The organism is Pseudomonas silensiensis (assembly GCF_050434865.1).
Classification (GTDB): Bacteria; Pseudomonadota; Gammaproteobacteria; order Pseudomonadales; family Pseudomonadaceae; genus Aquipseudomonas; species Aquipseudomonas fluorescens_W.
Map to the genome: position 1 here is coordinate 65261 of NZ_JBNDJH010000007.1, position 15796 is coordinate 81056.

18 protein-coding genes are annotated in these 15796 nt (G+C 59.4%); 7 read left to right on the forward strand and 11 right to left on the reverse strand.

All coding sequences use genetic code 11. The features are described 5' to 3' along the window. The first annotated feature begins 112 nt into the window (after nt 1-112). Nucleotides 113-634, forward strand: a complete 522-nt coding sequence (locus QF010_RS12315; protein WP_033059649.1) for a DUF3617 domain-containing protein — start codon at nt 113-115, stop codon at nt 632-634. 23 nt (nt 635-657) lie between these two features. Here QF010_RS12315 and QF010_RS12320 read toward each other — a convergent pair whose 3' ends face one another. The 7 genes from QF010_RS12320 to folE2 are packed head-to-tail and all read right to left on the reverse strand — an operon-like array spanning nt 658 to nt 6768. Then, entirely contained in the window at nt 658-1539 is an 882-nt protein-coding gene (locus QF010_RS12320) for a His/Gly/Thr/Pro-type tRNA ligase C-terminal domain-containing protein (protein ID WP_429533200.1), read from the reverse strand. A gap of 17 nt (nt 1540-1556) precedes the next feature. Then, the gene (locus tag QF010_RS12325) at nt 1557-2894 is read right to left on the reverse strand and encodes a dihydroorotase (protein WP_429533201.1); all 1338 of its coding nucleotides are present in this window, start codon (nt 2892-2894) and stop codon (nt 1557-1559) included. A gap of 2 nt (nt 2895-2896) precedes the next feature. Continuing rightward, nucleotides 2897-3457 carry a gamma carbonic anhydrase family protein gene (locus QF010_RS12330; RefSeq protein WP_429533202.1) on the reverse strand — a complete coding sequence of 187 codons (561 nt, stop codon included), beginning with the start codon at nt 3455-3457 and terminating at the stop codon, nt 2897-2899. Next, on the reverse strand, nt 3454-4329 hold the full coding sequence (locus tag QF010_RS12335; RefSeq protein ID WP_429533203.1) for a metal ABC transporter substrate-binding protein: 876 nt from the start codon (nt 4327-4329) through the stop codon (nt 3454-3456). Before QF010_RS12335 ends, QF010_RS12330 begins: the two co-directional genes overlap by 4 nt. An 11-nt stretch (nt 4330-4340) precedes the next feature. Beyond that, nucleotides 4341-5207, reverse strand: coding sequence for a metal ABC transporter permease (locus QF010_RS12340; protein WP_429511521.1), 867 nt, complete (start codon nt 5205-5207; stop codon nt 4341-4343). After that, nucleotides 5207-5875 carry a metal ABC transporter ATP-binding protein gene (locus QF010_RS12345; protein WP_429533204.1) on the reverse strand — a complete coding sequence of 223 codons (669 nt, stop codon included), beginning with the start codon at nt 5873-5875 and terminating at the stop codon, nt 5207-5209. The genes QF010_RS12340 and QF010_RS12345 overlap by 1 nt, the downstream gene beginning before the upstream one ends. Beyond that, nucleotides 5872-6768 (reverse strand): GTP cyclohydrolase FolE2, encoded by an 897-nt coding sequence (gene folE2, locus QF010_RS12350; RefSeq protein WP_429533205.1) that lies wholly within the window; start codon nt 6766-6768, stop codon nt 5872-5874. Before folE2 ends, QF010_RS12345 begins: the two co-directional genes overlap by 4 nt. Nucleotides 6769-6854: 86 nt before the next feature. Between folE2 and QF010_RS12355 the strand changes: the two genes are divergently transcribed. Continuing rightward, nucleotides 6855-8051, forward strand: a complete 1197-nt coding sequence (locus tag QF010_RS12355; RefSeq protein ID WP_429533206.1) for an N-acetylmuramoyl-L-alanine amidase — start codon at nt 6855-6857, stop codon at nt 8049-8051. Here the strand turns inward: QF010_RS12355 and QF010_RS12360 are convergent. Continuing rightward, on the reverse strand, nt 8048-8425 hold the full coding sequence (locus QF010_RS12360) for a hypothetical protein (RefSeq protein ID WP_033059636.1): 378 nt from the start codon (nt 8423-8425) through the stop codon (nt 8048-8050). The genes QF010_RS12355 and QF010_RS12360 overlap by 4 nt on opposite strands. 143 nt (nt 8426-8568) lie before the next feature. Here QF010_RS12360 and zigA point away from each other — a divergent pair, with 143 nt between their 5' ends. Both zigA and QF010_RS12370 read left to right on the forward strand, forming a co-directional pair. After that, a complete protein-coding gene (gene zigA / locus QF010_RS12365) occupies nt 8569-9777 on the forward strand; it encodes a zinc metallochaperone GTPase ZigA (RefSeq protein WP_033059634.1) in 1209 nt (402 codons plus the stop codon). Beyond that, entirely contained in the window at nt 9777-10427 is a 651-nt protein-coding gene (locus QF010_RS12370) for a DUF1826 domain-containing protein (RefSeq protein ID WP_429533207.1), read from the forward strand. The genes zigA and QF010_RS12370 overlap by 1 nt, the downstream gene beginning before the upstream one ends. A gap of 4 nt (nt 10428-10431) precedes the next feature. Here the strand turns inward: QF010_RS12370 and QF010_RS12375 are convergent, their stop codons facing one another. Beyond that, nucleotides 10432-10788: a hypothetical protein gene (locus QF010_RS12375; RefSeq protein ID WP_033059632.1), complete on the reverse strand. Its 357-nt coding sequence runs from the start codon at nt 10786-10788 to the stop codon at nt 10432-10434. Between the two features lie 26 nt (nt 10789-10814). Here QF010_RS12375 and QF010_RS12380 point away from each other — a divergent pair, with 26 nt between their 5' ends. After that, nucleotides 10815-11786, forward strand: a complete 972-nt coding sequence (locus QF010_RS12380) for a CobW family GTP-binding protein (RefSeq protein ID WP_429533208.1) — start codon at nt 10815-10817, stop codon at nt 11784-11786. A 1-nt stretch (nt 11787) separates the two neighbouring features. Here the strand turns inward: QF010_RS12380 and QF010_RS12385 are convergent, their stop codons facing one another. Next, nucleotides 11788-12201 (reverse strand): DUF3301 domain-containing protein, encoded by a 414-nt coding sequence (locus QF010_RS12385; RefSeq protein ID WP_033059629.1) that lies wholly within the window; start codon nt 12199-12201, stop codon nt 11788-11790. Nucleotides 12202-12321: 120 nt separating this feature from the next. On the opposite strand from QF010_RS12385, the gene pdxY reads away from it, so the two are divergent. Further along, a complete protein-coding gene (gene pdxY / locus QF010_RS12390; protein WP_429511529.1) occupies nt 12322-13194 on the forward strand; it encodes a pyridoxal kinase PdxY in 873 nt (290 codons plus the stop codon). Between the two features lie 54 nt (nt 13195-13248). Here pdxY and QF010_RS12395 read toward each other — a convergent pair whose 3' ends face one another. Beyond that, nucleotides 13249-13731: an acyl-CoA thioesterase gene (locus QF010_RS12395; RefSeq protein WP_074872148.1), complete on the reverse strand. Its 483-nt coding sequence runs from the start codon at nt 13729-13731 to the stop codon at nt 13249-13251. 290 nt (nt 13732-14021) lie between these two features. Here QF010_RS12395 and QF010_RS12400 point away from each other — a divergent pair, with 290 nt between their 5' ends. Continuing rightward, the gene (locus QF010_RS12400; RefSeq protein ID WP_429533209.1) at nt 14022-15785 is read left to right on the forward strand and encodes a cation:proton antiporter; all 1764 of its coding nucleotides are present in this window, start codon (nt 14022-14024) and stop codon (nt 15783-15785) included. Nucleotides 15786-15796: the final 11 nt, after the last annotated feature.

A 15796-nucleotide genomic window follows, 5' to 3' on the forward strand; every position in this document is an offset into this window, starting at 1 on the left:
AGATTCAATGCTTAACAGACCATGTTCCGTGCAGAATGTCGCTATTTAATTGGCCCATGAACCGAAGCCATTCGCTGACGTCTAACGGCCACAACTGATCAGGAGTTACTCGATGAACGTTCGTCTGCTGGGTTTGGCCATGGCTGTTGGTTTGTCACTTCCTGTGGCCGCTCAGGCGCAGATGTTGCAGCCCGGCTTGTGGGAAATGACCACAAGCAACATGAAGGTCGATGACCAGAATCTCCCGGACTTGCAGCTGATCCTTGGTCAGCTACAGAGCCAGATGACCCCTGCACAGCGTGCGCAGCTGGAGAAGCAGGGCATCACCATGGGCGGCAAAGGGATTCGGGCTTGCTTGACGCCGGAACAAGTGAAGACCAACGACATTCCGCTGACCGATCCACAGTCTGGCTGCAAGCAGGAAGTCACCGACCGCACCGGGAATCAGTGGAAATTCCGCTTCAGCTGTCCGAAAGCGCAGGGCACCGGTGTCGCCACTTTCCTCAGTGATCGTGAGTTCACCACCAAGGTTAATGGCACCTTCAACGCTACCGGCATTCAGCAGAAGGGCAGCCTCGATAGCCGCGCCGTGTGGTTGGGGCAGGATTGCGGGACCGTCAAACCAAGAGCTTAAAAGCTCGCCAGCAGGCCCGCGCCCTACATGACTGTGTGGGAGCGGGCCTGATTCAACCACTCACACACCGTCTCAACACCCATCCTCCCGAAGTCTTCACCTGTGCGGCTGCGCACACTGACAAACCCGCCTGCTTTTTCTTTCTCTCCGATCACCACCAGATACGGCACGTGCTGACTGTGCTCGCGAATCTTTTGGCGGACTTTCTCGTGACGCAGATCCGCACGGGCGCGCACGCCGCTTCGACGCAATGCCTCGGTCACCGACTGCGCGTAATCCGCCTGACGTTCGTCCATGCTGACGATCATGACGTGCGGCGGTGTCCGCCAGTTTTCCAGCTCTTGTTGGCACGACCAGCACGTACCGTAAATCCGTTGCGGCAACGTACCGCTGATGTGGTCGAGGGTGAACGCTTGCAGCACTCGGGTCGCGGGGACATGCGGGCCAGCGGTCGTCGATTCGACATTCCCCAGGCGGTACAGCGGCGTCTTTCCTTGACGGCGAATCGAGTGATTGGTCGCCGCCAGAGCCTGCATGCGGGCTTCGATCAGTGGCAGGTCTGCTGGCATTAAGGATGGCTCGACAGAGAACTCATGAAAGAACCCGTCGCCCAGCGCCGTTCCTGCGTGCAGTTGCACCTGTGGATGAAGTTGTTTAACGGCCATGGCCAGCATCAGTACACAGGAGCGTCGCAGGATCTCCAGCCCATCGGGCTCTTGAGGCGTGACGATGCTGACCCTGGCATCGGCTTCGATCATGTACTCACAGTCCACCAGGATGCCGTCCACTCGGCCGGCCACCGCCGCTTTTGCCAGCCCGGGTCCGATACTCGCGGCGAGCTCGTACACCGACAGTGGCTGGTCGTATTCACGCAATGAACCATCGCTCAGGGTGATGTGAATCATGTCGGTGCCCTCGAGTGCTAGCGCATAAACCGTAGTGGTAAACCCTGGCAGTTGTCATTAAGACGTTTGTCGTGCCAGGCAATTTGCCCCGACACGATCGTGGTGCTGACGCTGTGGCGGAAACGCTGCCGGGCAAAAGGCGTCCAGCCGCATTGAGACAGAATCGGCTGCTGGGAAACGGCGACGCCGCCGGGTTCGGGTTTGATCAGAACGAGGTCGGCCCAATAGCCTTCGCGCAGATAACCGCGGTCAGGAATGGCGAACAGATCGGCGACCCGGTGACTGGTCTTGGCCACGAGTGTAGTGATCGGCAAAACTTTATCCGCGACCAGTTCCAGCAGCGCGGGCAGGGCGTGTTGCACCAGTGGCAAGCCGGAAGGCGCCTGGCTGTACGGCCGCTGTTTTTCGGCCCAGGTGTGTGGCGCGTGGTCGCTGCCAATCACGTCGAGCCTATGGCTCAGCAACGCTTTGCGCAAGGCATCGCGGTCGGCCTGGGTTTTGATCGCCGGGTTGCACTTGATGAGGTTGCCGAGGCTCGGGTAATCCCGGTCATCGAACAGCAAGTGGTGCAGGCAGACTTCGGCTGTGATGCGTTTCTGGGCGAGTGGCTTGTCTTCGAACAACGCCAGTTCGCGGGCGGTGGTCAGGTGCAGAACGTGCAGTCGGGTGCCGTGACGCTTGGCCAGGTCCACGGCCATTGAGGAGGAGCGAAAGCAGGCCTCGGCGTTGCGGATCAGCGGGTGGGCCGCCGCAGGAATGTGTTCGCCGAACAAGTCACGCAGGTTCGCGGCATTGGCGTCGATGCTGGGCGTGTGTTCGCAGTGGGCCAACAAAAGGGTCGGCACCTCGGCGAATAACCGCTCGAGAATCTGTGGGTCATCGACCAGCATGTTGCCGGTCGAGGCGCCCATGAACACTTTGACGCCGGCGACTTCACAGGGGTTGAGCCTGGCGACGGTGTCGAGATTGTCGTTGCTCACGCCGAAATGAAAGCCGTAATTGGCGACGGAGTTGATCGCCGCTCGGCGCTTTTTGTCGGCCAGTGCGCTGAGGGTCAGGGTCGCCGGATGGGTGTTGGGCATGTCCATGAAGCTGGTGATGCCACCCGCCACCGCCGCCCGCGATTCGGTGTAGAAGCTGCCCTTGTCTGGTGAGCCTGGATCGCGGAAGTGCACTTGGTCGTCGATCATTCCTGGCAGCAGCCGTTGCCCTTGTGCATCGATTTCCACGTCGGCATTTTCACTGTGGATGCTGCTGGCGATCTTCACGATTCGACCGTTGCTCACCAACAGATCACCGTCAAACTCACGGCCTTCATTCACCAGCCGGGCATTGCGAATCAGCACGCTGCTCATGGTCAGAACTCGTTCTGCAGGGCTTTGTAGCCGCGCACCAGATCGACGTTGGTGCGCGCCACGTCCTCGGAAAACTCCGAGGCGCTGACGCTTACCGGTGGGAACTGCGACAGATCTGTCTTCGGGCCGATGCGGGTGGTGGAGGGCACGTAGAAGTCTTCGGGCAAGTCGCGACCATCGACCACCGAGTTGTGCCGCACCACGCAACCGTCACCGACTGCGCAGTTGAACAGCACGCTGTTGAACCCGATAAACACCCGGTCGCCAACCGTGCACGGACCATGAACGATCGAGCGGTGGGCGATGGAACTGAACTCGCCGATGGTCACTGCCGCGCCGGACTTGGAGTGGATCACCACACCATCCTGGATGTTCGAGTTGGCGCCGATGATGATCGGCTCCATCTCGCCTGAGGTATCCACTTCGTCGGCACGAATCACCGCGTAAGGACCGACGAAGACGTTCTCGCCGATCACCACTTTGCCGCAGATGATGGCGGTTTTATCCACGTAGGCAGACTCTGCTATGACCGGCAAATCACCGGAAGGATTCTTGCGGATCATGGCTTGCTCAACGCGTTGTACAGGGTGTTGAGGTTGTACTCGAACAACCCGACGAAGGTGCTGGCCGGTCCGGTCGCCGCGAGGGCGTCGGAGTACAACGTGCCACCGATGTGCGCGTCGCTTTCATCGGCAATCTGTTTGAGCAGACGTGCATCCTTGATGTTTTCCATGAACACCGCTTTGACCTTGGCCTGGCGAATCTGAGTGATCAATGCAGCGACTTCGGCGGCTGACGGTTCGCGTTCAGTGGACAGACCTTGAGGGGCCATGAAGTCGATGCCGTAAGCCTGACCGAGATAACCGAAGGCGTCGTGGGACGTCACGATTTTGCGATTACCCGGTGGCAGCGAACCGAGTTTGACCTTGGCTTCTGCAAGCAGCGCGTAGATCTGTTTCAGGTAGGCCTGACTGTTACGTTCGTAGTCGGCTTTATTCGTCGGGTCGGCAGCGATCAGCGCCTTGGTGATGTTGCTGATATACAGCTCAGCGTTCGCCAGGTTGTGCCAAGCGTGAGGGTCGGGAATCGTCTCGCCATCTTCATCCAGGGAGCGCGGGATGATGCCGTGGCTCGCGCTGATCACTGGCGCTTTGGTCTCGGTGCTGGTCACCAGGCGGTCCAGCCATGGCTCGAAACCCAAGCCGTTTTTGATGATGAGTTTGGCGTTCAGCAACGCCTTGGCGTCGTCCGGCGTCGGCTCGTACGTGTGAGCATCGGCGTCCGCGCCGACCATGTTGGTGATCTGGATGTGGTCGCCGCCGACCTGATGGGTCATGTCGGCGAGGATGCTGAAACTGGTGACTACCTGAAGTTTTTCCGCAGCAGACAGCGACATCGACAGCAGCAAACTGAACAGCACGAGTAAAACGCGCATCGGGTAACACCTCATTGGGATGTGAGCAAAGGCGGGCGGCGCAGCAAACCGTGCACCGGTCCGAACACCACGGACAGCAGATACAAACCGCCAGCCACCAGCACGATCGCCGGGCCACTGGGCAGCGAGAAGTAGAACGACAGCAACAGTCCGAGCCACACCGAGAGGCAGCCGAGCAGGGCGGCGATGGCCATTAACGTCGGCAAGCGACGACTCCAGAAGCGCGACGCGGCGGCGGGCAACATCATCAAACCGACCACCATCAGCGCGCCGATGGCTTGAAAACCGATCACCAGATTCAGCACCACCAGGGTTAGAAATACGCCGTGTGCCAGGGGGCCTAGTCGGCTGACGGTTTGCAGAAAGAGTGGGTCGAGGGTGTCCAGCAACAGCGGTTTGTAGATGAACGCCATGGCGATCAGGCTGAAGCCGGAGACCCAGAGCATGCCCGTTAACGTCGGACCATCGACCGCCAGTGCCGAGCCAAACAACAGGTGCAACAGATCCAGGCGTTTGCCGGCGATTCCGAGGATCAGCACACCGCAGGCAAGGGAGATCGGGTAGATCGCGGCGAGGCTGGCGTCTTCCCGCAGGCCGGTGCGACGGGTGATCCAGGCGGCGAGGCCGGCCATGCCGAGACCGGCACCGAGGCCGCCGACGGTCAGCGCCGGCAGACTCAATCCGGCGAACCAGAAGCCCAATGCGGCCCCCGGCAGAATGCCGTGAGCCACCGCGTCGCCGATCAGGCTCATGCGTCGCAGGATCAAAAACACACCTAACGGTGCTGTGCTGCATGCCAGAACCAACCCGCCGAGAAGAGCCCGACGCATGAACACGAACTCGTGGAACGGTTGCCAAAGATGAGCGGCCGCGAGCATCAGGCCACCCGCGTTTGTGGTTGTTGATGGATCAGGTCAACGCTCGACCCGAGGACACAGCCGGAGCTTTTGATCAGCAACGTTTGAGGAATGTGTTGGCGAACGGCGGCCAGGTCATGGCACACGATCACTTGGGTTCGGCCTTCGGCATGCCAGGCGTGAATGTGTTTCCAGAGCAGCGCCTGACCGAGCTCGTCGAGGGCGGCGTGGGGTTCGTCGAGCAACAGCAGTGGTGAATCCGCGAGGCTTAAACGGGCGAGCAGGGCACGCTGTAATTCGCCACCGGATAAGGCCATCAGCGAGCGCTGTTCCAGTCCGCTCAGGCACCAGTTTTCCAGGACGGCTTTGAGGCGTTGTCTGCGTATCTCGGGCGACTGTGTACGGCCCCAGAAACCGGCGGCCACTAACTCTTGCAAGTTGATAGGGAATTGGCGATCCAAGTGTTGTTGCTGGGGTAGGAATGAGAGGCTGCCCTTGCGTGGAACATCCAGGATGACTTTGCCGGTCAGCGGTTTTTGCAAACCCGCGATGACTTTCAGCAGGCTGCTTTTACCCGAACCGTTCGCACCGATTACGGCGGTCAGACTTCCTTGGGCCAGTTCGAAATCCACGGGTGGAGTCAGGGCCTGGCCGGGTGCACCCCATCGCAAGGCTTGGCAATGAATCATGCGGCCTCCCAATTCCAACGGCTTTCGGCGACGGCATCGTGGGCGTGGAGGCTTTCCGCGTGGACGACTCGTAGGTGGAAGGCGTTGATGCCGGGGGAGCGTTTCAGGGCCAAGTTCAAACGGCGGGCGGCGTCTTCGCAGAACATCAGGTTCTGCCCGTTGGCCAGCGCGAAGGCTTGTTCGTCGGCGCGTTTCACGGCGGTTTGCACGGCGGTGCCGAGGGCTGCTTCGGCGTCGTTGATGATCGCGATCAGCGGTAGGTCATCCAGATAGTCGTCCACTCGAAGCCGCAATTTCGCAGTGCTCCGTTGGCTGTGCGGCGTTGCGACGATGCCTTTTGTCGAGCCGAGCCAAGTCAACACATCAGCGTGTTGCAGCGGCTTGTTGGCGAAGTCATCGACGAATTGTTGCTGAATCAACTGCCGGGATAGTGCGGCCGAGCAGGGACAGGTCGAGGAATAAGACACGTCGATTTTTAGTTCCACGTGGAACATCGCGTTTTTCAAACGTGCTTCGATGCTCACTGGATAGGTTTTCCAGCCGGCCAATGGACTGACCAGCGCCGGTCTTTTGAGCAGTAAATCGGTGTGAATTTTTAAGTACGCGCTGTTGGACAGTCCTTCATGAGTCTTGAGAAAACTTTGCAAAATTCGCCGTAACAAAGCGGGCGTCAGGTTTTCTTGCTCGAGCATTTCCAGCGCCAAGTACAGCCGCGACATATGAATTCCGCGCGCCTCGCCATCATCGAGGCTAACGCCGGCGTCGGCTTTCGCACTCAGTCGTTGGCCATCGAACAAAACAGGAAGAGCAATGCCGCACATGCCCACCCAGTCGAGTGGCAGGGCTTGGCGTGAGGCCTGCGCGGCGATATCCGGCAGAGTCAGCGCATTCATGAGCAGGTCCATCGTGGGAGTCGATGTCTTATGTTATGTTATTACATCTAAATCGACCATGCCTTTTTCATGAACAGGCTTTCATCATGCACAGACGTCACTTGCTCAACCTGATCCTGGCCAGCGCGGCCTTCGCTTTGCCGTTTGGCGTTTCGGCCACACAGATTCGCAATGCGCGGCTCTGGCGTTCGGATGACAAGTTGCGATTGGTGTTCGATCTGAGCGGGCCGGTGCAATACAAGACGTTTTCCCTGAGCGCTCCCGAACGGCTGATCATCGACCTGAGTGGTGCCAACCTCAGTGGCGATTTCAGTCAGTTGGCGCTCAGCAACACGGTGATTCGCTCGATACGCTCCGGACAATTTGGCGTTGGCGATACGCGAATCGTCCTCGACCTCAGCGGCCCGGTGCAGCTCGCCAGTTTTTTACTGCCGCCACAGGACGGTCAGGGCCATCGACTGGTACTCGATCTGAAGACGGCTGCGCCGTTACAAATGGCGGCGGCGCCCGAGGCGACCGTCGACAAGGCTCACCCCAAGCGCGACATCATCGTCGTGGTCGACCCCGGTCACGGCGGCAAAGACCCCGGCGCGATCGGCGCCAAAGGTGAGCGTGAGAAGGACGTGGTGCTGTCCATCGCCCAGCTGTTGGCCAAACGGCTGAAACGCGAGAAGGGCTTCGACGTGAAACTGGTGCGCAACGACGACTTCTTCGTCCCGCTACGCAAGCGTGTGGAGATCGCTCGCAAGCACAACGCCGACATGTTCATCTCGGTGCATGCCGATGCCGCACCGCGTCTTACCGCGTCAGGCGCTTCGGTCTACTGCCTGTCCGAGGGTGGAGCAACCTCGGCGACGGCGCGTTTCATGGCGCAACGTGAGAACGGCGCGGACCTGCTGGGCGCTACCAGCCTGCTCAACCTCAAGGATAAGGACCCGATGCTTGCCGGGGTGATTCTCGACATGTCGATGAACGCGACCCTCGCCGCCAGTTTGCAGTTGGGCAGCACGGTGCTCGGCAGTCTGGCGGGTATCACCACATTGCATCAGAAGCGCGTGGAACAAGCGGGATTTGCCGTGCTGAAATCGCCGGATGTGCCGTCGATCTTGGTGGAAACCGGCTTCATATCTAACGCTCGCGACAGTCAGAGACTGGTCACTGCGCGTTACCAGCAGGCCGTAGCCGATGGCTTGTTCGAAGGGTTACAGCGCTACTTCCAGAAAAATCCGCCGGTAAACAGTTACGTCGCTTGGCAGCAGGAGCAGAAAAAGATTCAGGCCTAACAGCCGGCGATTCGGCTACAGGTGAACTTGCCGCTGCTGCCACCGGAACTGGAAAACCGATTGATCGTGGTCCAGCCGACGCGGCGGTTGTAGCCGACCCAGGCCTCGCCATCGGAAGCGAGCCCAGTGAAAAACGTGAGTTGTCCGTAGCGACTGTTGGTCTGCGCCCAATGGCGTTTTCCGGCCGCTTCGAAGCCCCGCAGATAGATCGTGCTTCCGACGGTGTTGACGCTGTAGGCGTTGCCGTCGCCATCCACGCAGGCCAGCAGATTGGCGCTTCGGGTGCATTTGGCCAGGCTCGGGATTTGCGCCCAGGCGTCGACAGCAATCAGCAGCGAAACGCTCATCAGCGTTATTTTCAGGGCTACACGCATAGGATTTCTCACGGATCGAACGGGCTTGAGCATCGTGCCCTTTGTCATCGTGGGCAAGAGGAAAGTGGCTTAATTGTGTTGTTATACTATAACATCAAGTTAAGCCCGACACTGCGACCGGGCATCTTTGTGAGGAATACCTGATGCCCAATCGTCTCCCCGTAACCGTCCTGTCGGGCTTTCTCGGCGCTGGCAAAAGCACGCTGCTCAACTACGTGCTGCGCAATCGCGACAACCTGCGCGTCGCCGTGATCGTCAATGATATGAGCGAAATCAACATTGATGGCGGCGAAGTCCAGCGCGATGTCAGCCTGAACCGCGCGGAAGAAAAACTCGTAGAGATGAGCAATGGCTGCATCTGCTGCACTTTGCGCGAAGACTTGTTGGAAGAGGTGAGCAAACTCGCCAAGGAGGGTCGTTTTGATTATTTATTGATCGAATCCACCGGCATTTCCGAGCCACTGCCCGTGGCGGAAACCTTCACCTTTCGCGATGAGGAAGGGCAGAGCCTGGCCGACATCGCCCGGCTCGACACCATGGTCACCGTGGTCGATGGCATGAACTTCCTGATCGACTATCAGGCCGCCGAAAGCCTCGCCTCCCGTGGTGAAACCTTGGGCGAGGAGGACGAGCGCTCAATCACCGACCTGTTGATCGAGCAGATCGAATTCGCCGACGTGATACTGATCAGCAAGATCGACTTGATCAGCAGCAGCGAACGCCAGGAACTGATCGCGATCCTTGAGCGGCTTAACGCCCAGGCGGAAATCATCCCGATGGTCATGGGCGAAATTCCCTTGGCGAAGATCCTGAATACCGGTCGTTTCGACTTCGAGAAGGCCGCCCAGGCGCCGGGCTGGTTACAGGAATTGCGTGGCGAACACGTACCGGAAACCGAGGAATACGGCATCGCTTCGACAGCCTACCGAGCACGCCGACCGTTTCATCCGCAGCGTTTTTTCAGCTTCATCGACCGCCCGTGGGTGAACGGCAAACTGCTGCGCTCCAAGGGGTTCTTCTGGCTGGCCAGCAAGCACATGGACGCCGGTAGCTGGTCCCAGGCGGGCGGATTGATGCGCCATGGTTTCGCCGGACGCTGGTGGCGTTTCGTGCCGAAAACCCAGTGGCCGCAGGACGAAGAAAGCACCGCCGGGATCATGGAAAACTGGACCGCAACCACTGGCGATTGCCGCCAGGAACTGGTGTTCATCGGCCAGAACATCGACTTCGCGCAACTCACCAACGAACTCGACAGTTGCCTGCTGACCGACGATGAAATGGCGTTAGGTATCGAGGGCTGGCGGCTACTGCCAGATCCATTTGGCCCGTGGCATGACGAGGCGGCAGCCTGATGTTGGCACCCAGTCTGAAACTGCGGCCGATCATTTATCAGGTTCGAGGTGAGACGCCGCAAGCGCTGACCCGAATACTGGATGACGGCGTAAATCTCGCCGTTTGGCAGCGCCAACTGCCGGCGCACATCGCTGATTTCGGGCGTTTGTTGCTGTCCCTGAACGAGCCGTTGGCGGAGTCGCTGGTCCTGGAACTGCCCAGCGATGACACCGAACCCAATCTGCATGGATTGGCCTCAGGTTTCAGCGATCTCGAAGGTTACGAAGGTTTCATTGCCGACGTCTCCTGGCTGGTCAGTGCTTTCGCCTGTTTGCTGGGCGCCAATCGTATCGGCCTGCGCTTGCGGGTCCTGGACAAGGCCATGTGCCCGCGTTTCCACGTCGATCACGTGCCGGTGCGGCTGATCACCACGTATTGCGGGATCGGCAGCCAGTGGCTGAAGGAAGGTGCGATAGATCGCCGACAACTGGGCAACGCCGATGCCGAACCCCAGGACGATTCGCGGATAGAGCAGATCGCCAGCGGCGAAGTCGCGCTGCTTAAAGGCGAGAAATGGCATGGCAACGAAGGCTTCGGCCTGATTCACCGCTCGCCACAGCTGGCGTCCGGTGAGCGGCGGCTGATCCTGACGCTCGACTGGCTGAGCTAACGGCTCACGGCTTGAGCCAGGTTCCCTGGCTCTGGGCTTCACAAAACGGCTTCAAATACGCCGCATCCGTGGCCACGCCGTAATAGTGAATATCCTGCCGGTAAGGCATATTGGCGACTTGGGCATTGCTGCACACGCCGAACGCGCCGGTGGGGCATTGGTCGACGTACTGCACCTCGACTTTCTGGCCAGGAAGGTTCGGCTGGCAGAAACCATCGGCGAACAGTTTTTCCGGGATGTTGCGGTTCTGCTGGCAGACTTTCACGTCGAGTCGCGCAGCCGTGCTATGTACCACACAGGCTTGAGCCAGCGCTTCACCTGAAGTGAGCACCAGCAGCAACGACAATCCCATCAACCGCATCCTTACCTCCTCAGAAAACTTCGACCATGTTGCAGAACATTCCCACTCACGTCATTGCGGGTCCCTTGGGTGCCGGCAAGACCAGCCTGATCAAGCACCTGCTGGCGCAGCGGCCGGCGAATGAGCGTTGGGCGGTGCTGATCAACGAGTTCGGCCAGATCGGCCTCGACGCTGCGTTGCTGACCCAGGACGCCGATGGTATCGCACTGGGTGAAGTGGCCGGGGGCTGTTTGTGTTGCGTGAATGGTGCGCCGTTTCAGATCGGCCTCGGGCGTTTGCTGCGCAAGGCGCGGCCGGATCGGCTGTTTATCGAGCCCTCCGGGCTGGGGCATCCGGCACAATTGCTCAGGCAATTGAGTGAGGCGCCGTGGCAAGGCGTGTTGGCTGTTCAACCCTGCGTGCTGGTGCTGGACGCCCAGGCACTGGCTGCCGGTAAACCGCTGCCGGTGGCGCAACAGGAAGCGCTCAAGAGCGCTGGGTTGTTGCTGATGAATAAAGCCGAAAATATCGACGATGCTGATCGCCAGCGAATCGCCGCACAGTTGCCAGAGCGTCCGTTGTACTGGACGCAGCAAGCCGCGTTGCCATTGAGTGAGTTACCAGGGCTTGGGGTTCAGGCGGTAGCGGGTGTGGATAACTTCGTCGCGCCCAAAGGATTGGCACAGCTGCCGGCCATCTGGACCGATCCTGCGCTGCCCATTTGCTTGAGTCAGGAGCAGGAGGGCGGCTGGAGCGTTGGGTGGCGCTGGCATCCGAGTCAGGCTTTCGATACGACGCTTGTTGGCCGTTGGCTTGAAAGCCTTGCCTGGCGGCGGGCGAAGCTGGTTATCCACAGTGTCGACGGTTGGGTTTCGGCGAATGCGCTGGAAAACTCGGTGCCGGACTGGCAGCCCAGCGAATGGCGGCGTGATTCGCGTATCGAGCTGATTTTCAGTGAGCCGCAGGATGTTGATTCATTACAAAGAGAGCTAGCCGACTGCCGGTCGAGCCCGACTTGAATCAAGGACGCCATTTAGTGTGTTCTTGCCGCCACTGACTCATCTCGATCACCTCGGCGCGCGGTTTCACTACTTCGGCCACCGCAGGTGTGTCGTCGAACGGCATCGGGTAGGGCGCCAGCTCAATCTGCGCACTGTGGGCGCCGAACTGGGTGATAGTACCGTTGTGACGGCTTTCACCGGTCACGGTGAATTCGAAGTTATACACACGGGCGAGGCGCCGCCGGCCGTTGGCGTCTTTAATGAAGGCGAGCTTCTTCAAGGCCACGTTGCCGTCCAGCAGCTCGATTCCTAGCTTTGTGCAATGCAGCTTGACCCGCTCCAGCGCACGCTCGCGCAAGCCATGGTTGTGCCACAACCACGCGCCACCGGTGGCAAGCAGCATCAGGACGAAGATATTTCCAAGGGTCAGCATCAACACGTTGCTCCAACAAGATAGTGTCAGCTTAACTGCGTCGCCGGTCTGTCGTACAGGCTGCGTTTAGTCGCATACTGCGCGGCTTGAATTTCAATCGTTTGACGGAAAACCCAGCGCATGAAACGTACGCCCCATCTGCTCGCCATTCAGTCCCACGTGGTGTTCGGCCACGCTGGCAACAGCGCCGCGGTTTTCCCGATGCAGCGGGTCGGGGTGAATGTCTGGCCGCTCAATACGGTGCAGTTCTCCAACCACACCCAGTACGGCCAGTGGGCCGGTGAAGTGCTGGCGCCGCATCAGATTCCCGATCTGGTCGAAGGCATCGCGGCGATTGGCGAGCTGGGCAACTGTGATGCCGTGTTGTCCGGCTATCTTGGCAGTGCTGCTCAGGGCCGGGCGATCCTGACAGGGGTGGCGCGGATCAAGTCGATGAATCCCAAGGCTCTGTATCTGTGTGACCCGGTGATGGGCCATCCGGAGAAGGGGTGCAGCGTGCCTGCGGAAGTCAGCGATTTCCTGCTGGAGGAGGCGGCTGCCGTGGCGGACTTCATGTGCCCGAACCAGCTGGAGCTGGACAGCTTTTCGGGACGCAAGCCGCAATCGTTGTTCGATTGCCTGGCTATGGCGCGAGCGTTGCTGGCGCGCGGTCCGAAGGCTGTCCTGGTCAAGCATCTGGATTATCCCGGTAAACCGACGGATGTTTTCGAGATGTTGCTCGTGACGGCTGAAGACAGCTGGCATCTGCGCCGTCCGCTGCTGGCGTTCCCGCGTCAGCCGGTGGGCGTCGGCGACCTGACTTCCGGGTTGTTTCTGGCTCGCGTGCTGTTGGGCGATAGCCTGGTGGCTGCATTTGAATTCGCCGCGTCGGCGGTGCATGAAGTGCTGCTGGAAACCCAGGCTTGCTCCAGCTATGAGCTGGAACTGGTGCGGGCTCAGGACCGGATCGCGCACCCGCGGGTGCGGTTCGAGGCGACAGCGATCAGTTTGTAACAACATTCGCCGAAAAAAATCGCAGCCTTTGCGCAGGCTGCGACTTTGTCGATATCAGGCGTCGCCCTTGATGTCCTGATAGCGCTTTTCCAGTTCCTGACGAATCTGCCGACGTTGCTGAGCCTGCATGAAGCGGCGTTTGTCTTCGCTGTTCTGCGGTTGCAATGGCGGGACAGCAGCCGGTTTGCGGTCGTCATCCACTGCGACCATGGTGAAGAAGCAGCTGTTGGTGTGGCGCACCGAGCGCTCGCGGATGTTTTCGGTCACCACCTTGATGCCCACCTCCATGGAGGTGTTGCCGGTGTAATTGACCGAGGCCAGAAAGGTCACCAGTTCGCCGACATGAATCGGCTCGCGGAAAATCACCTGGTCCACCGACAGGGTCACCACGTAGCGGCCGGCATAACGGCTGGCGCAGGCGTAGGCCACTTCGTCGAGGTATTTGAGCAAGGTACCGCCGTGGACATTGCCAGAGAAGTTGGCCATGTCGGGGGTCATCAATACCGTCATCGACAGTTGTGCGTTTCCGGGTTCCATAGCGTACTCACGGTTCAAGGCAGAATTTCGGGAGGGCGGCACCTCTGCGGGGGCCTCGTCAGCTTTTTCAAACCAACAGTTATCGGGACGCCGGGCGGGTGACTGCCGTCACGCCCGAATCGATCTGTTTCCATATATTGCACCGCCTTTCTGCCGGAAGTCGCGGTGTTACCCTTCAAAAGCCCCTTCTCAAGGGTAATTCCCACGCGGAAAGTGGATTTTTTACCTTGCTCGAACAGGCCTTTCCTACGTCTGTCGATTGAGCAATGTCACCCAAGGAGCCCCACGCCATGCACGCCATCAGTTTCATTCAAGATCTGGCAGTGATCATGTTGATCGCGGGTGTGGTGACTGTGCTGTTTCATCGCTTCAAACAACCGGTGGTACTTGGTTACATCGTCGCAGGCTTCATCATCGGCCCGCATACCCCGCCGTTCAGCCTGATCCACGATGAAGAAACCATCAAAACCCTCGCCGAACTCGGGGTGATTTTCCTGATGTTCTGCCTGGGTCTGGAGTTCAGCCTGCGCAAGCTGTTGAAGGTCGGCGCCACAGCGTTCATCGCGGCGTTTATGGAAATCGTACTGATGATCTGGATCGGCTACGAAATTGGCCGCTGGTTCGACTGGAACACCATGGACTCGCTGTTCCTCGGCGCGATTCTGGCGATTTCGTCTACCACCATCATCGTCAAGGCGCTCAACGACCTGAAGATGAAGAACGAACGCTTTGCGCAGCTGATTTTCGGCGTGCTGATCGTCGAGGATATTCTTGGCATCGGCATCATCGCCTTGCTGTCGAGCATCGCGGTCAGCGGCACGGTCAGTTCCGGCGAAGTGTTTTCCACGGTCGGCAAGCTCTCGCTGTTCATGATCGTCGCGCTGGTCATCGGTATCCTGTTGGTGCCGCGATTGCTGGCTTACGTGGCGAAGTTCGAAAGCAATGAAATGCTGCTGATCACTGTGTTAGGCCTGTGTTTCGGCTTCTGTCTGCTAGTGGTCAAACTTGAGTACAGCATGGTGCTCGGTGCCTTCCTGATTGGCGCGATCATGGCTGAATCCCGGCAATTGCTGAAAATCGAGCGCTTGATCGAACCGGTTCGCGACCTGTTCAGTGCGATCTTCTTTGTCGCCATCGGGCTGATGCTCGATCCGATGATCCTGCTGCAATACGCGTGGCCGATTGCGGTGATCACCGTGGCCGTGGTGCTGGGCAAGATGTTTTCTTGCGGTCTTGGCGCCTTTATCGCTGGCAATGATGGACGCACCTCACTTCGAGTCGGGATGGGGCTTTCGCAGATTGGCGAATTTTCTTTCATCATCGCGGCGCTGGGCATGACGTTGCAGGTCACCAGCAACTTCCTTTACCCGGTCGCCGTTGCCGTCTCGGTGATCACCACGTTGCTGACGCCTTACTTGATCCGCGCGGCTGACCCGCTGTCGGTCAAGCTTGCCGCGGTGATGCCGAAGCGCCTGGGCAGGGTATTGGGGATGTACGGCGAATGGCTGCGCAGCATCCAGCCTCAGGGTGAGGGCGCGTTGCTGGCGTTGATGATTCGGCGGATTCTGTTGCAGGTGGGAGTCAATCTGGCGCTGGTGATTGCGATCTTCTTCTCGGGTGCTTTTTTCGCCGAGCGCATGTCTGCTTACCTGCAAGACTGGATCAGTGACCCGAGCTGGCAGAAAGCGTTGATTTGGGGTGGGGCGTTGCTGTTGTCGCTACCGTTCCTGATCGCCGCCTATCGCAAGCTCAAGGCGCTCTCGATGCTGTTGGCGGAGATGGGCGTGAAGCCGGAGATGGCCGGCCGCCACACGCAGCGAGTGCGTCGGGTGATCGCCGAAGTGATCCCGATCCTCTCGCTGCTGGTGATTTTCCTGCTGCTGGCAGCCTTGTCGGCCAGTATTCTGCCGACCAACAAGTTGCTGGTGCTGATCGTCGTCGTCGCGGCCGCTGTAGCGGCGCTGCTCTGGCGCTGGTTCATCCGCGTGCACACGCGGATGCAGGTGGCGTTGCTCGAAACATTGGACAACCACAAAGATTCGTCCGGGCACTGACCCTGTGGCGC

Bases quoted from the DNA above. Each gene is read 5' to 3' on its own strand.
- QF010_RS12315 (WP_033059649.1), top strand. From the start codon at position 113: ATGAACGTTCGTCTGCTGGGTTTGGCCATGGCTGTTGGTTTGTCACTT.
- QF010_RS12320 (WP_429533200.1), bottom strand. From the start codon at position 1,539: ATGATTCACATCACCCTGAGCGATGGTTCATTGCGTGAATACGACCAG.
- QF010_RS12325 (WP_429533201.1), bottom strand. From the start codon at position 2,894: ATGAGCAGCGTGCTGATTCGCAATGCCCGGCTGGTGAATGAAGGCCGT.
- QF010_RS12330 (WP_429533202.1), bottom strand. From the start codon at position 3,457: ATGATCCGCAAGAATCCTTCCGGTGATTTGCCGGTCATAGCAGAGTCT.
- QF010_RS12335 (WP_429533203.1), bottom strand. From the start codon at position 4,329: ATGCGCGTTTTACTCGTGCTGTTCAGTTTGCTGCTGTCGATGTCGCTG.
- QF010_RS12340 (WP_429511521.1), bottom strand. From the start codon at position 5,207: ATGCTCGCGGCCGCTCATCTTTGGCAACCGTTCCACGAGTTCGTGTTC.
- QF010_RS12345 (WP_429533204.1), bottom strand. From the start codon at position 5,875: ATGATTCATTGCCAAGCCTTGCGATGGGGTGCACCCGGCCAGGCCCTG.
- folE2 (WP_429533205.1), bottom strand. From the start codon at position 6,768: ATGAATGCGCTGACTCTGCCGGATATCGCCGCGCAGGCCTCACGCCAA.
- QF010_RS12355 (WP_429533206.1), top strand. From the start codon at position 6,855: ATGCACAGACGTCACTTGCTCAACCTGATCCTGGCCAGCGCGGCCTTC.
- QF010_RS12360 (WP_033059636.1), bottom strand. From the start codon at position 8,425: ATGCGTGTAGCCCTGAAAATAACGCTGATGAGCGTTTCGCTGCTGATT.
- zigA (WP_033059634.1), top strand. From the start codon at position 8,569: ATGCCCAATCGTCTCCCCGTAACCGTCCTGTCGGGCTTTCTCGGCGCT.
- QF010_RS12370 (WP_429533207.1), top strand. From the start codon at position 9,777: ATGTTGGCACCCAGTCTGAAACTGCGGCCGATCATTTATCAGGTTCGA.
- QF010_RS12375 (WP_033059632.1), bottom strand. From the start codon at position 10,788: ATGCGGTTGATGGGATTGTCGTTGCTGCTGGTGCTCACTTCAGGTGAA.
- QF010_RS12380 (WP_429533208.1), top strand. From the start codon at position 10,815: ATGTTGCAGAACATTCCCACTCACGTCATTGCGGGTCCCTTGGGTGCC.
- QF010_RS12385 (WP_033059629.1), bottom strand. From the start codon at position 12,201: ATGCTGACCCTTGGAAATATCTTCGTCCTGATGCTGCTTGCCACCGGT.
- pdxY (WP_429511529.1), top strand. From the start codon at position 12,322: ATGAAACGTACGCCCCATCTGCTCGCCATTCAGTCCCACGTGGTGTTC.
- QF010_RS12395 (WP_074872148.1), bottom strand. From the start codon at position 13,731: ATGGAACCCGGAAACGCACAACTGTCGATGACGGTATTGATGACCCCC.
- QF010_RS12400 (WP_429533209.1), top strand. From the start codon at position 14,022: ATGCACGCCATCAGTTTCATTCAAGATCTGGCAGTGATCATGTTGATC.